Source organism: Cytobacillus sp. FSL W7-1323, from assembly GCF_038595015.1.
Classification (GTDB): domain Bacteria; phylum Bacillota; class Bacilli; order Bacillales; family Cytobacillaceae; genus Cytobacillus; species Cytobacillus kochii.
This window is the reverse complement of record NZ_CP151998.1, coordinates 1,298,200-1,312,541: the sequence shown is the minus strand read 5'-3', so window position 1 is coordinate 1,312,541 and position 14,342 is coordinate 1,298,200. Positions and strand designations below refer to the sequence as shown.

Here is a 14,342-nt window from a genome sequence, read left to right as displayed (position 1 = left end):
CCCTATCTTTCTGTTCTACTATTTAATACTTCAGCAATATGCATCACTTTCACTGGTTCGCCCACTCTATCAATTCGACCGCCAATATTCATTAAACAGCCACCGTCAGCGCCAATTAAAAGCTCTGCTCCTGTTTCATTAATATGGGCTACTTTTTCATCTACCATTTGCTCTGAGATGGCCCCCATCTTTACAGAAAATGTTCCACCAAATCCACAGCATTGACTTTTATTTGGCAATTCTGTAAACTCTAATCCCTTTACATGTGATAATAATTTCATCGGCGCTTCTTTTACACCTAACAATCGTGTCATATGACAGGAAGTGTGATAAGTAGCTTTCGCCTGATAGCTTGCGCCTACATCCTCAACTTTTAACACATCAACGATAAACTCTGTTAATTCATACGTTTTTTTAGCTAATTTTTTCGCTTGTGGCCCCCAATGTGGATCGTCTTTAAATATATGCTCATATTCATGAAACATATAGGCACATGAACCAGATGGACAAACTACATATTCAGAATGACTAAAGGTTTCTATCATCCTTTTCATTGCATCCCTTGATTCTTTTACGTAACCACTATTGTAAGATGGTTGACCACAACATACTTGATTTTCAGGAAAATCCACCTCACAGCCAAGCCTTTCTAATAATTCTACAGTTGCTACCCCTGCTTTACTGTTAAACATATCGACTAAACAGGTAGCAAAAAGTGAAACCTTCATCTTAAAAACCCCCTTATCGCGCTAATAAATAATCAGATAACTACTATCTATCGTACCATTGTTTGTATATTTATTAAATTCTAAATATTAATACGTTCTATTCATAAGACGAATAAAAGATGTATCTTTTAAGGTAAAAAGAACGTTTCCAATGGTAAGCTAGATGAAGGAGCCATTGTAAAGGTGAAGAGAACGATGTATATCATTCATTACTTAGGAATGTACAAAATGAAGGGAGACCGGCAAAACCCATTTTTCTAAAGCTTTCATTTTGTACTTTCCAGTTGAGAAAGACAGAGATAATCCTGCAGTTACGTGGATTCTACGGGAAGCGTGCCAGCATTTCAGCTAGAGTGAGTGAGCCATACATTATCCTATTCACTTCTTATGAAATGCCTATATTTCACATTGTTGCTGAGGCCATTTTTCTAAATCTGTTGTTTGAAATTGCACTTTTCTCAAAATTTTTTTATACTCCACCAACATTTGTAGCATCTATTTCGTTATCTATATGAAGCTGAGAAGAAAAACTACTTTTCCATGGAATAAAGGTGATTGTATTGCAATCTATTTATATATCATTGCGGGATGATTTATATAAATTTGCTTCGTCTATTGCTTATGATGAGCATGAAGCACAGGATTTGATCCAACAAGCTTTAGAAAAGGCCATGCATTTAGATGATTTGTCTTCTTGGCCAAAATATAAGCAAAAAGCTTGGTTTTACCGTGTCATGAAAAATCAATTGATTGATCAGCGGAGAAAATTCAAACGAGAAATGAATATTGACCAAAATGAAGAAGTAATTTTACCTACCTTTATGAAAACCTCAATTGAAACGGTAGAGTTACTTAGTCAATTATCAGCTATTGAAAGTGATATCATTTTCAAAAAATACTGGATTGGTTTAAAAAGTGATGAAATTGCTATAAAGCTTGGTTTATCAGCTTCAACTGTTAGGTATCATTTAGCAAAAGCAATGAAAAAACTACGAAAGATCTTAGAGGAGGAACAATAATAATGGGAAAAAAATATAGTAATGTCGGGGTTTTAAATCTTATCCAAGCAACTGAGGAAAGCATTCAAGAAATAGAAAAGATTAATAATGTAGGGTTACTCGTCTATTCACAAAAGAATGCATACCTCGTGCCAAAATTAAATGTAAAAAATATTGGCCAAACCATTATGGTAGAGAAGAATGTGAAAATGGCTAACGGTGTCTACAAGGTTGATTCTGCTTATTTAAAAATTGTAGATGACAATGAAACGGTGTTTATCAATGGAGCAGTCATTGTGAATGTAGATGTCACACTAGAAGAACTTCTGCAAAAAAACATCACATTTATTGTCAACGGTATCATCTACTCTCCATCTCACTTGAACGGCGCTATTCAATCCAAATTATTAACAACAAATGGTACATTAGTCAGTTATGAAGGGCCAGAACCTAAATTAGAAAATGGAAACCTTCATTTAACAACAGGATATTTAGAAGGGTTACGTGAAGGCACAAATCTATTAGTAAACGGGATAATAACAATTGATGAGCATGTTGATTTAACATTATTGAAGGAAAAGATCGCGAGGTTAGATATTAACGGTACGATTCGTTATTATGATTTTCAACAACCTTTAATCTCAGGAAAATTAAGTATTAACGGTAACCAAAACATTATCCCAAAAGGCTATCAAGTACTCTCAACTCAAACCCATTTAAATAAACATAATATTAAGAGATATAAACAACAATCGATTTATACAACTAAACCTATATTTATTGATTCAACTATAACTAGAGAAGGATTGAATGAAGCATTCTCTTCTATTCATTCTTTATCTTATATCTTGTGCCCAGAAGGTACAGAAGATATTCTTTTTGAAAAATTAGCCAATCTCGAAAATGAAGTTTTTGTTTATGTTAAAAACTATATAGCAGTAAAAGAGGAGACATGGTTTTCGACTAACTTTAAGCAGTTAGATCCACAAACAACAATAATCATACAAGATCAACTAACAATAAATGACACGTTAACTCATGCAGATATTGACCATATCTCAGAAATTATTTTAGCAGGGGATATTTTAGTTGTAGATGAAACAACAAAAGTGATATTAAAGAAAAAGATCAGTCAATCTTTTAAAGGTGAAATACATGTTTTACAAGATCATGATGAGCAAATAGCAACTAATATTGGCGAACTTGTTTTATAAACCATGGATCATTATACTCTTGAAATAGCGAAAATCAAAATAGAAGAATTGCTGAGTACAGTGGAAACTCGCACTCGGCAGTTCCCTTCATCATGGCAACCACAAGAAGTTGCGCGTTCCATATGGGAAATCAGAGGATACAGTAGGTTATTTATCTCTTATTGTCTATCAATGATTGGTCAATGGTTTGATATGGTAGCAATTATGGTCCTATTTGGATATGTATGGCAAACGAGTTCTTTTCTACTTGCTTTCATACCCATTGCTTATGCTTTACCACAAGTTTTATTTTCTCAATTTTCTGGCATCTTTGTACAAAAGCGCAATAAAATTATCCTTATGGGATGTGCTGATTTAGTAACGGTTTTCTTTACAATTTTGCTATTCTTTGCAAACACTCCTTGGTTAGCACTCATTTTATTGGCACTTCGATCTTTTGTCGGTACTGTTCACTTTCCTGCTCAACAAGGTTTAGTTCATGAGCTCATTCCAGCTCATTTAAAACTAAAGGCCGTTTCTTGGAATGGAGGTGTGAATCAAGCAGCAAAAATCATTGCACCATTAATAGGTGGTGCATTACTCACCTTATTACCTGCAAAACATTTACTACTATTTAACGCATTCGCTTTTATGATTTCTGCTTGTTTATTATTTTCTTTAAGAAAAATCATACAAACAAAAGCAAAGTATACACAATCACCGCGTGAAACAGTTGACAATACATTTTTAAATCAATGGAAAAACAGTTGGAAAAGTTTATATCGTGCTCCAACTTTAATGATTGTCTTATCATTAAATATAGTAGGAATGTTCATTATCCAATTAGTTGATGCACAATTCCCTGCGCTATTTCAACTAGTTGCGCCAACAAAACCTGCATATATGACATTATTGATTGCAAGCATTGGATGCGGTTCAGTATTAACAATCTATATCATTAGTAAAAAAGAAAGGTTTGTGCGCTTAGAGAGATGGCTTAGTTTAGCCCTTCTTAGTCTTGGTTTAGGGTTTACTGGCCTTGGTTTTTTAGAAAAGGGCTTTTCCCTTAGCTATATTCTCCTCCTTGGTTTCTTGTGCGGAATAGGAACTGGCATTTCTATTATTATTACTAACTATTGTATACAAACAATTCCACAGGAAGACGAAGTGAGTTCCATTGCTGGTATTTATCAGTCATTAACAAGTTCGACGATTTTCATCTCTCCTCTTGGGGGAGCCTATCTTATTCACCTTTTTGGGATTCAAAATATATTCTTAGTAAGTGGCTTATCTCTTATTATTTTAACTTTTTTACCTTTTCTCATGAATAAAAAGACAGCTATTTACACATTTGTTAAAAGTAATAAAAGCTAGGTACAACTATGTGTACCTAGCTTCTACTTAAATAAATTTTGTTTGATTTTTACACAAATGGGTAAATAAGTAGGACAGAAATAAATAGGAGTGTTGATCATGTTAACAACAGCGGAACAACTTCTTTTTCTTCGTGATTTATACTATTTAAAAAAACTCCTACAAAAAACACCCAAACATCAAAGAAAGACAAAGGACCAAATAGCTGAGCAGATTCTATTGATAGAAAGTGTTGTACAGTTTAAGATAAAAAGTTAGACTGGATTGAACAACACTTCTGTCCTCATTTTTATAAAAAATTTAGCATACCTTTTCATTTACCCATTAAAGATTCTTTCTAATCATCACATATCTTGAGCAATTGAGGTTAAATTCTCTGCTGTAAACGCTACCTCTTCAAACCCTTTTCCTAAAAGATGGACTACGTTAACAATTCCATCGATTTCTTCCATAATCTTTTGATTCTGTTGCATCGTATCTTTCATTGTACCAACAATATATTCAAAATGTTCTTCTGTCGCCTTCATATGAGATTGACCGTTTTGGACTGTATTACTTACTTCTTGAAGTGATTCACTTAATTTATCGATTTGTCCATTTGTATTAGCGATTAATTGTGAGACATTTTCTACAGACGATCTTGTTTGATCCGAAAGTTTTCTCACTTCCTCTGCCACTACCGAAAACCCACGTCCATGTTCGCCTGCTCTAGCGGCCTCAATAGCAGCATTGAGGGATAATAAATTCGTCTGACTCGATATATCCGTTACAATTGTAGTAATTTCATGCATTTCATCCATTACATACAATAAACTTTTAACATCTTGTTTAATTTCTGCAACAGAGTCGACAATCGTCAACATTAATTCACCTTGTTCATTGATAAATTGCTTGCCGTTTTCAGCATACTCCTTCGCTTTTAGAGAAAAATCTTGCCCCTTCTCAGCATGCTCGACTACTTCTTCTGCTTGAGCAATTAATTCTTGGAAAGATGCGTTAGTTTCCTCAGAAATGGCTGCAAGGGTTTCTGTTTCTGTTGCTACATTTCCCCTTATTTCTTGTTTCTTATCTTCTTCTCTTGCTTTTAAAGTCTCTATTTCTGTATCATAAGCCTCTAAGACCAGCTGTTGTTCAAAGCTAAAAATTTTCGTTACGGCAGCAATTAGAAGACAGCAATCACGCGAAGTAAGTTCCATCTTTTCTACAAGCTGGATAATCGATAATAATAATCCTTGGAAAGCAGACATATACCATTTTGTTTGTAAGCCTATTTTCACATGTACATGGGCAATCCGTAACCGCTTCGCCACATACTCTTCATTTATTATACCGGCAAACATTTCTTCAATATGTACCCTCAATGTTCCTTTTAAACGCTCTACCGTACTATAATCTTCAATAATTTCAATAAGTGATTGCTCTTTGTAAATATTATCATAGAATTGATTAACTAATTGTTCACTGTGCGTTTGAATGATTGGCTGCATCTTGTTTATGAGACCTAAATCAGTTTCACTTAAATGAATTAATTCCATTTGTCGTGTGAACTTAGATGCGTCACCAAGGTCCAATACACCCTTTCCTTCTTCAACCTCTTCATTTAACTTTTTACTCGTTCTTTTTTTAAACAAACTCATGAATGCTTCCCCCGAATGATTTAATAGGTAAATTATACTATTAATATCGGTTGTTTTTGAAATAATTCCATATTCTTTCATAAATATAAATACCCATCAAATTCAACTTTCTATTCAAAGGTCCTTTTAAAACGAGAGAACATTTTCGATTGTAAAAAGCTCAAATAAGGTAGGAGGTAATTTGAAACAGTATAAAAATAATCACGAAACAGTTCAAATGTGAACTGTTCGTGATTGATTCGATACACTTAATCCATTTCATTATACATCGGTACTTTATACACCTAAATGGACTTTTAATAATTCATCATTATGCAATAGCTCAGCAGGAAGCCCTTGCCAAACGACTTCTCCCTTGTTTAAAATAATCACTTCATCTGCCACACAACAGGCTAAATCAATATTTTGTTCTACGATTAGCATGGATAATCCTGTTTTCTTGACATCTAAAATGATATTTTTAATTTGTTCAATAATAACAGGTGCAAGTCCTTCAGATGGCTCGTCCATTAACAAGAAATCTGGATTAAGTAAGAGCGCACGGCCAATGGCTAGCATTTGTTGTTGCCCACCTGATAATTCATTGCCCATATTCTCTTCACGTTCTTTTAATATCGGAAATAATTGATAAACTTCTTCAATTGTCCATTGTTTTTCACTAGATATACTTTTTCTTTCAGCTATTAACAAATTTTCTTTCACCGTTAAAGAGGGGAAAACCCGTCTCCCTTGAGGGACAAGACCAACACCAGCTTTAGAAATATGATTTGGTGTTCTACCAACAAGCTCTTTATCCTTAAACTGGATGGTGCCTTCCTTAGGAACAACTAGCCCAGCGATAGAATGAATCGTTGTTGTTTTGCCAGCACCATTTCTACCAAGAAGTGCAACACACTGACCCTTCTTCACCTGTAAATTAACACCGTGTAATATATGGCTATGACCATAATATGAATGTACTTCCTTTAGCTCAATCATGACTCAACGCTCCTCCACCAAAGTAAATTTCTTGGATCATTTGATTTCCTCGAATTTCTTCAGGGCTAGCCGTCATCATCGCTGTCCCATGGTGAAGGACAGTGATTTTATTAGCCAAACTAAACACAACTTCCATATCATGTTCAATAATAACCAAAGTAATATGATCAGGTATTTTTTTGATTAGTTTAACAAATCTACTTGTTTCTGTTGGCGACATTCCTGAGGTCGGTTCATCCAAGAGTATAATTTCCGGATTTGTACTCAATGATAAAATAATTTCTAATAAACGTTGTTCACCATAGGAAAGTTCTTTGACCAATACAGTACGGCGCTCTGTCATTTCCCACTCTTCTAGTAATCTATGACACTCTTCTGCTAAATCATTATAATTTTGCATAGGCTTAAACATATTGAGTCGATATTTCTTTTTCCCCATAATCGCTAAACGTACATTCTCTTCAACTGTTAATTCCTCAAAAAGATTATTCTTCTGAAAAGTTCTCCCCATCCCCTTCTCGGTTCTTTTAAAGGAAGGAATATGATCAATACGCTTGCCCGCTAAATAAACTTTTCCTGAAGATAATGGCAATGTACCATAAATACAATTAAATAAAGTTGTTTTACCAGCTCCATTGGGGCCTATAATCACATGACGTTCTCCCTTATTTACTTCGATATTGACACCTTTTAAGATATGCAATGCCTTAAATGATTTATTTAAGTCTTCAATTTTCAATAATGTCATCAGCTTGCTTGCTCCTTTCCTTTAACATGTTTATCTACAGGAGCATTCCGAGATGATTTAAATAACTTTAAGCCAAATGTCGCAACAAACTGGAGAAGATGCAATATCCCTCCTCTTTTTAGGAGAACAATTGCTATGAATAATAATCCTAAGATAAGCGGCCAGCGATCTGTCATCGTACTAATATAGTTTTGTAGGAAAACAAATGCCCCAGCACCTAATGCCGGACCAAAAATCGTACCCATACCACCAATAAAAACCATGATCATTACTTCTGCACCCATATGCACACTGAACAGTGCCGGAGAAACAAATTGTGTTTTATAAATGTATAAGCCTCCAGCTAAACCTGCCATACTACCGGCAATTAAATAAGCAAACATTTTATAAGTCTTCGGGTTATAGCCTAGAGCAATCATTCTGCCTTCATTCTCCATCATGCCTTTTAGCACTTTGCCTGCTGGGGCATTAACAAAAAGTTTCAAGAGAAAATAAGTAAGAACAAAGAAAAATCCCATCATGTAAAATAAACCGATATTAGAAGTAATCTCTCCAAAACCAAAATTAGCTGTCAAACTTGCACTATAGCCATCATTTCCACCCCAGAACTTCATTCTTGAAGTAATTAAAAATAAGACTTGAGTAAAAGCTAAGGTAATCATTAAGAAGAATACCCCTTTATTACGAATAGCAATATAACCTGTAACGAGTGAGAAACAAAGTGAAATTAGTATAGCTGCACCTAAAAGTAAATAGATATTTGCTGTATATTCACTCAAAATAGCAACGGTGTAAGCACCTAAACCGAATAGTGCACAATGTCCTAATGATGGCATTCCTCCAAAACCCATAATCAGACCCAAACTCATTGCAAAAATAGCGAAAACAAGAATTTCTGTTGATAAATACACCATAAATGGAGAAATGATGTGAGGCAGAATTAAAACAGTGATAAGCAAAAGAATAGTTGATAATAATGCTTTTTTCATGATTCCACCCTTCCGAATAAACCTGTTGGTTTAACCATTAAAATTGCAACCATTAATATGAAGATAAAAGCCATCGCAAACGTAGGCATATAAATTCTTCCGAAAATATCGACAAACCCAACAATCATTGAAGCAATAAAAGCACCTTTCCAACTGCCTAAACCACCAATAATGACGACAATCATTGAATTAACAAGAATCTCCCATTCCATCATCGGGTACATTCCAAGTATAGGTCCACTTAACACACCCCCGAAAGCAGCCAAAGCAGCACCAAAGATAAACACCCCTGAAAAAATGATTTTCACATTAAACCCAAGTGCTGATACCATTTCCATATCATCTACACCTGCTCGCACAATCATTCCTACTCTTGTCTTTGCCTCAAAATACCAAAGAACGAAAGCAAACAGAATTCCCATAGCAATGACAAATAGACGATAAGCAGGGAATGTCATTCCCACAAAATCTAGTGAATAGTCAAAGAGTGCTGGTACTGGGATAGAGAGAAAATTACCTCCCCAAATCCATAACGCTAAATCACCGAGTACAAAAACGAGACCAACAGTTAGCAACACCTGATCAGTTTCACTTCCATGCACTCTCGATATAAGTAATTTTTCAATAATTAGAGCAAAAATGGAAATCACAATGACTGCCAAAACCATCGATAACCAAAAATTCATTCCGCTCCTAGAAAACGAATAAGCAACATATCCTGCGAGTATAAAAAAAGATCCATGGGCAAGGTTCATAATCTTCATTAAACCAAAGATAATGGAGAGACCTGCAGCCATTAAAAATAACAACATGGCATACGCCAATCCTGAAACGGTGTTAGCAATAAAAAATTCCACTTGTTCGACTCCCTTCAGAATAAATAACTACGAAGAAATAACTTCCTCTGTATATTTTTTGGAAAAGGCATTGATGGAGTATCATGCCTTTCCCCTTACAACTCTTTTACAGGTAAAGAGTCCCTCTTAAATCTTATTTTGCTTTCTCGTATCCAGGATCTTCTGCCGGCATTTGCACTTTTTCATACGTACGAACGAGTTCAAAGACGATTTCTCCATCTTTCTCGGCACCTTTTAAAATATAGTGATTTTGGATTGGGTGATTCGTTTTTGGATCTAACTCAATTGGTCCACGAGGGCTATCAAATGACAAACCAGCTTTTAAAGTTTCAATAATATCGCCAACTTCTGTACTACCAGCTTTTTGAATTGATTCTGACATCACTTTGGCCGTATCATAGCCGTTAATAACATAGTTGTCGGGCACTTTATCATACTTCTTGGTATAATCATCAACGAACTTTTTGTTTAACTCATTTTCTAAACCCACATGATAATGAGACAGTGTATAACCATTAACTACTGCATCACCAACTGCTTCAACTGTTGATGGGGCATTCAAAACAGAACCACCATCGACAAGAGCGTAATTCTTAGCTAATCCAAATTCCTTAAATTGTTGCACAAATCTCGGACCGTCCGCACCTGGTATAAACATAAATACAGCATCAGCATCATGCTGTTTAATTTGATTAATATAAGAAGAAAAGTCACTAGTACCCGAAGGTGCCCAAAGAATATCTAACACTTCTCCCCCATGCTCTTTAAAATTCGCAGAAAAGTCAGTCGCCTGTTCATGTCCAGCCACATAGTCAGAAGCAATAACGACTGCTTTTTTACCAATATTTTCAGCCATATCAACCCCTAATGTGCCTGCATAATTGAGAGAGGAAAAACCAATTCGCCAAACATAATCACTTTTGTCTCCCCATGATAAGCTATTACCTGAACCGACTACATTAATAATTGGGACACGCTTATCTTTTTCAGCAGCTTCTGTGAGTGCATATGAAATACTACCAATTGTACCTCCTCCAAGGAAATCCACTTCCTGATTCAGAGTTAGTTGTTGATAGTTCTTCAAGGCTTTTTGAGGATCTCCAGCATCATCCTCGAAAAATAATTCCACCGGTCTATCACCAATTTTGTAATCATTCTCTTCGAAGAAAAGCTCTACCCCTTCTTTCACCCCTTCACCCATAAAAGCAAAATTGCCTGTTAAAGCAAGTGTAAAACCTAATTTAATTGACTCACCTTCACCATCTCCTGACGCTTGTCCACCACCACTCCCACAAGCTGCTAGAAGCATACTTAGAACTAACATAATAGCCAATAACGCCCTTTTGTTTTTCTTCATTTACCCTTCCCCCTTATTCAAAATTTTCAGACCTTTTAAACCAAACCAACTACGGAATTTTTGTTTCGAATAGAAAACACTGTTGTCGCAGTGTTTTCTTGTCATTTATTATAGTGGATAAGAAATTGTATGAAAAGACTAAATTTTTTATAAATTAAATATATTTAGAATAAAGTTTTATTAGTAAATCTTTATACTCATTAATTTTTAATAGATATCTGTTTTTCCATAACTTTTTATTATTTAACAAAAGAAAATAACAGTATATTTTTTATTAAATCTCATGTTAAAACATCTTACATAACTATCAATATACTGATAATAATGGAAAAATAATTACAAATATAAAAAAACAAAAGAGCATCAATGTTTTAAATAAAAAACACCGATGCTCTTTTGTTACATAATTTTTAAAGTAAGAAGTGTATCATAACTCCTTCTGACATATCCTTGACAACTCTTAACTTACTAAAGCATTTAACGTTAATGTATGGGTGTTTTATCACATCCCACACAAAGAAATTCTGTTCATAGCCACTTATCACCAAATTTCTCCATATTGCTTATTACATATGCTCCCTTTTACTTCACTCGTTACACTTTTTTTAAAATTTATTCCAATTGAACAAGTTAAATTGAAAGTAATTCAAACTTTAAAATAAATACCTTCTTGATTCCACTTTTATTACATGGGCTTATACACATTATTTTTCATTTTCATATGGACAAATGTCCAACCTATTTTCACCTGAGTGAATAGGATGTAAAGACAAATTACCCAAGGAAAGGAATGACTAGTTTGGAGCAGCTTATTACACCATGGGATTTAGATGAGACATTAGCTGATTTATATGTGCCACCATTTATTGAAGAAATGGCTCAACAAGTGATTAAACAATACAATTTTAATGTGAGTAGCATGGAAGTTATTACAACAAAGGCAGATAAGGGTGGACTTATATGGAAGATCAATACGAACATAGGACCCAAAAGTTTAAAAATACTCCATCGGAAACCCTCCAGGAGTTTATTTAGCATTGGTGCACAGGAATATTTAGTTAATGAAAAAAAGGCTAGAATACCACCGATTGTAAAGACAAAATCGGGTAGCAATATAGTGGAAATGGGAGGGAAAATCTGGTTTGTTGCCGATTGGATTGAACCTCTATATCAAGTATCTGCCGATATTGAAGGAGCAAAGCTATTGAGTAACGCTATTGGAGAGTTCCATCAACTTTCCAAAGGGTATGTTCCTCCTAAAGGAGCAGAGAATGCTTCAAGACTTTTACGATGGCCAAATGCATATAAAAAAGTAGTGAGAAAAATATCTTGGTTTAAAAATGTAGCTAACTTATATTCAGAAATGCCCACGAGTAAGACGATCTTAAGTACAGTTGATATGTTTGAGGAGCAAGCAAAAAAGGCATTGACTATGCTGGAGCAATCCTCTTATCAACAGTTGGTCGCAAAGGGAAATAAAGAATGGGGATTAGTCCATCAGGATTATGGATGGTCGAATGGACAAATGGGACCTGGAGGTATGTGGATTATCGACCTTGATGGTGTAGCCTATGATTTGCCTATTCGTGATTTACGCAAACTCATATCTGGTTCTATGGATGATCTAGGAAGGTGGGATATTGATTGGATAGTAGGAATGCTAGAAGCGTACAATGAAGCTAACCCTATCACTGACGAGTTGTTTGAGATTCTCTTGATCGATTTCTCATTACCAAATTTATATTATAAAAATGTAAAAGATATGCTATTCGAACCAACCATAGCATTAAATAGCGATTTGGATGCTATTGTCCAGCGAATCGTTGAAATCGATAAGACCAAATGGCCAATTCTTGAGCAATTACGTAAAGAATGGAGAGGGGGAAAAAGGAAATGAAAGTGCTAATAGTCTGTACAGAAAAACTTCCAGTTCCACCGGTAAAAGGAGGAGCAATACAAACATTCATCGCTGGAGCTATTCCAAACTTAAGTAAAAACCATTCTATTACAATAATCGGAAGAAACGATGACACATTACCCGATAAAGAAATAAAAGATGGTGTTCATTATGTAAGGGTTCCAGGAGGATTATTGGAGACTTACAGGGAAGGTGTTGTAGATTATCTTAAAAACAATACTTTTGACTTAATTCACATTTTTAACCGCCCCCGTTTAGTATTACCAATACGAGAAGTGGCACCAAACTCACGACTCATATTAAGCATGCACAATGATATGTTCAAGAGGGAAAAAATAGATACTGAAGAAGCCCAGAAAGCAATTGATCAATTAGATAAAATTATTACCATTAGTAATTATATTGGTAATGAAATAGTAAAGCTTTACCCCGATGCCCAACCTAAAATTCAAACAATTTATTCAGGAGTGGATTTAGAGCGATTTGTTCCAACGTATTCTGTCAAGGGTCAAAGGATTAGAGCTTCCATGCGTCAAAAACACAAACTAGAATCGAAAAAGGTAATTTTATTTGCTGGACGACTTTCAGTGAACAAGGGAGCAGATATACTTTTACGATCCATGCTAGATTTGGCTAAAAAGCATCCTAATGCGGCCTTGGTTTTAATGGGAAGTAAAGGCTTTAGTGATAATAGAATGACCGATTACATTGCTTATATTAAAGCGATTGCAGAACGCCTTCCTATACCTGTTATAACTACTGGCTTTGTTCACCCTGATGAAATTCAAGACTGGTTTGCTACTGCTGATATATTCGTTTGTCCTTCTCAATGGGAAGAGCCGTTAGCACGAGTACATTATGAAGCAATGGCGGCTGGGTTACCCATTGTGACAACTGCTCGTGGAGGAAACCCTGAAATAATCGAGATTGGAAAAAATGGGTTTATCGTTGAGCAAGCAGATGACCCTCGAGAATTTGTAGCTCATTTATCCAAATTACTTTCCAGTCCTTCTCTCTGTAGAGAAATGGGTCAATATGGTCGTAGCTTTGTAGAAAAAAATCATAATTGGAATCGAGTCATCGACGATATTTCCCAAGTGTGGAGCGGGATTGATTATAAAATTAAAAATAACGTTGACATTAGTAGTACTTCTAACATGAATGGCGAGAAAGAAGAACAACTGTTAACCAAAAAAGCTGTAGCTGAGAAGATTTCGCCTATAGAGAAAAAACCAATCCGACCAAAACAAAAGCAGCCAATTAAAAAGATTACTACTGCTTCGATACCATGGATTAATAAAGAAATATTAGCTAATAAAGCAAGCAACTATTGAATCTTAGACTGAATCAACGTTGAGGTAGAGAAACTTCCTCGAAAATGACGAAGCCGTTGAAATTTTACAATCATAAAATTTCAACGGCTTTATTTAAATAGAAATAAGGAAAACTTCTGATATGGTAAAGTGACTGTAACAAGATAAAATTAGGAATAAGGGTCCTACTGTTTAAAGATTAAACACAATGAAAAGTCAGTTTGCCTTTAGATTTAGAAATGATATTCTTTA

The 14,342-nt window shown here is 35.0% G+C and carries 13 protein-coding genes; 6 read left to right on the top strand and 7 right to left on the bottom strand.

The genetic code is table 11. The features are described from left to right. Positions 1–2: 2 nt before the first annotated feature. Complete coding sequence (locus MKX67_RS06795) at positions 3–728, bottom strand: (Fe-S)-binding protein (RefSeq protein WP_095370057.1); 726 nt, start codon at positions 726–728, stop codon at positions 3–5. Positions 729–1,279: 551 nt separating this feature from the next. Between MKX67_RS06795 and MKX67_RS06790 the strand changes: the two genes are divergently transcribed. The 4 genes from MKX67_RS06790 to MKX67_RS06775 all read left to right on the top strand — a co-directional run bounded on the left by MKX67_RS06790 (position 1,280) and on the right by MKX67_RS06775 (position 4,551). Beyond that, positions 1,280–1,747, top strand: coding sequence for an RNA polymerase sigma factor (locus MKX67_RS06790; RefSeq protein WP_233435280.1), 468 nt, complete (start codon positions 1,280–1,282; stop codon positions 1,745–1,747). A 2-nt stretch (positions 1,748–1,749) separates the two neighbouring features. Continuing rightward, a complete protein-coding gene (locus MKX67_RS06785) occupies positions 1,750–2,940 on the top strand; it encodes a hypothetical protein (RefSeq protein WP_322910054.1) in 1,191 nt (396 codons plus the stop codon). 3 nt (positions 2,941–2,943) lie between these two features. Beyond that, a complete protein-coding gene (locus MKX67_RS06780; protein WP_322910053.1) occupies positions 2,944–4,293 on the top strand; it encodes an MFS transporter in 1,350 nt (449 codons plus the stop codon). A gap of 99 nt (positions 4,294–4,392) precedes the next feature. Then, entirely contained in the window at positions 4,393–4,551 is a 159-nt protein-coding gene (locus MKX67_RS06775; RefSeq protein ID WP_157733759.1) for a hypothetical protein, read from the top strand. Between the two features lie 86 nt (positions 4,552–4,637). On the opposite strand, the gene MKX67_RS06770 is transcribed toward MKX67_RS06775, so the two are convergent. The 6 genes from MKX67_RS06770 to MKX67_RS06745 all read right to left on the bottom strand — a co-directional run bounded on the left by MKX67_RS06770 (position 4,638) and on the right by MKX67_RS06745 (position 10,859). Next, the gene (locus MKX67_RS06770) at positions 4,638–5,930 is read right to left on the bottom strand and encodes a globin-coupled sensor protein (RefSeq protein ID WP_095373500.1); all 1,293 of its coding nucleotides are present in this window, start codon (positions 5,928–5,930) and stop codon (positions 4,638–4,640) included. Positions 5,931–6,206: 276 nt separating this feature from the next. After that, complete coding sequence (locus MKX67_RS06765) at positions 6,207–6,908, bottom strand: ABC transporter ATP-binding protein (protein WP_095370060.1); 702 nt, start codon at positions 6,906–6,908, stop codon at positions 6,207–6,209. Then, on the bottom strand, positions 6,901–7,656 hold the full coding sequence (locus tag MKX67_RS06760) for an ABC transporter ATP-binding protein (RefSeq protein WP_095370061.1): 756 nt from the start codon (positions 7,654–7,656) through the stop codon (positions 6,901–6,903). Before MKX67_RS06760 ends, MKX67_RS06765 begins: the two co-directional genes overlap by 8 nt. Beyond that, the gene (locus tag MKX67_RS06755) at positions 7,656–8,645 is read right to left on the bottom strand and encodes a branched-chain amino acid ABC transporter permease (protein ID WP_322910052.1); all 990 of its coding nucleotides are present in this window, start codon (positions 8,643–8,645) and stop codon (positions 7,656–7,658) included. Before MKX67_RS06755 ends, MKX67_RS06760 begins: the two co-directional genes overlap by 1 nt. Continuing rightward, positions 8,642–9,502, bottom strand: a complete 861-nt coding sequence (locus tag MKX67_RS06750) for a branched-chain amino acid ABC transporter permease (RefSeq protein ID WP_224935586.1) — start codon at positions 9,500–9,502, stop codon at positions 8,642–8,644. The genes MKX67_RS06755 and MKX67_RS06750 overlap by 4 nt, the downstream gene beginning before the upstream one ends. Before the next feature lie 133 nt (positions 9,503–9,635). Then, the gene (locus tag MKX67_RS06745; protein ID WP_322910050.1) at positions 9,636–10,859 is read right to left on the bottom strand and encodes an ABC transporter substrate-binding protein; all 1,224 of its coding nucleotides are present in this window, start codon (positions 10,857–10,859) and stop codon (positions 9,636–9,638) included. Positions 10,860–11,649: 790 nt separating this feature from the next. On the opposite strand from MKX67_RS06745, the gene MKX67_RS06740 reads away from it, so the two are divergent. Both MKX67_RS06740 and MKX67_RS06735 read left to right on the top strand, forming a co-directional pair. Further along, positions 11,650–12,756: a CotS family spore coat protein gene (locus MKX67_RS06740; RefSeq protein ID WP_322910049.1), complete on the top strand. Its 1,107-nt coding sequence runs from the start codon at positions 11,650–11,652 to the stop codon at positions 12,754–12,756. Then, positions 12,753–14,111, top strand: a complete 1,359-nt coding sequence (locus MKX67_RS06735; protein ID WP_095370063.1) for a glycosyltransferase family 4 protein — start codon at positions 12,753–12,755, stop codon at positions 14,109–14,111. Before MKX67_RS06740 ends, MKX67_RS06735 begins: the two co-directional genes overlap by 4 nt. Positions 14,112–14,342 lie beyond the last annotated feature (231 nt).

Coding starts and splice junctions, on each gene's coding strand:
- MKX67_RS06795 (WP_095370057.1), bottom strand. CDS start 728: ATGAAGGTTTCACTTTTTGCTACCTGTTTAGTCGATATGTTTAACAGT.
- MKX67_RS06785 (WP_322910054.1), top strand. CDS start 1,750: ATGGGAAAAAAATATAGTAATGTCGGGGTTTTAAATCTTATCCAAGCA.
- MKX67_RS06780 (WP_322910053.1), top strand. CDS start 2,944: ATGGATCATTATACTCTTGAAATAGCGAAAATCAAAATAGAAGAATTG.
- MKX67_RS06775 (WP_157733759.1), top strand. CDS start 4,393: ATGTTAACAACAGCGGAACAACTTCTTTTTCTTCGTGATTTATACTAT.
- MKX67_RS06770 (WP_095373500.1), bottom strand. CDS start 5,930: ATGAGTTTGTTTAAAAAAAGAACGAGTAAAAAGTTAAATGAAGAGGTT.
- MKX67_RS06765 (WP_095370060.1), bottom strand. CDS start 6,908: ATGATTGAGCTAAAGGAAGTACATTCATATTATGGTCATAGCCATATA.
- MKX67_RS06760 (WP_095370061.1), bottom strand. CDS start 7,656: ATGACATTATTGAAAATTGAAGACTTAAATAAATCATTTAAGGCATTG.
- MKX67_RS06755 (WP_322910052.1), bottom strand. CDS start 8,645: ATGAAAAAAGCATTATTATCAACTATTCTTTTGCTTATCACTGTTTTA.
- MKX67_RS06745 (WP_322910050.1), bottom strand. CDS start 10,859: ATGAAGAAAAACAAAAGGGCGTTATTGGCTATTATGTTAGTTCTAAGT.
- MKX67_RS06740 (WP_322910049.1), top strand. CDS start 11,650: ATGACTAGTTTGGAGCAGCTTATTACACCATGGGATTTAGATGAGACA.
- MKX67_RS06735 (WP_095370063.1), top strand. CDS start 12,753: ATGAAAGTGCTAATAGTCTGTACAGAAAAACTTCCAGTTCCACCGGTA.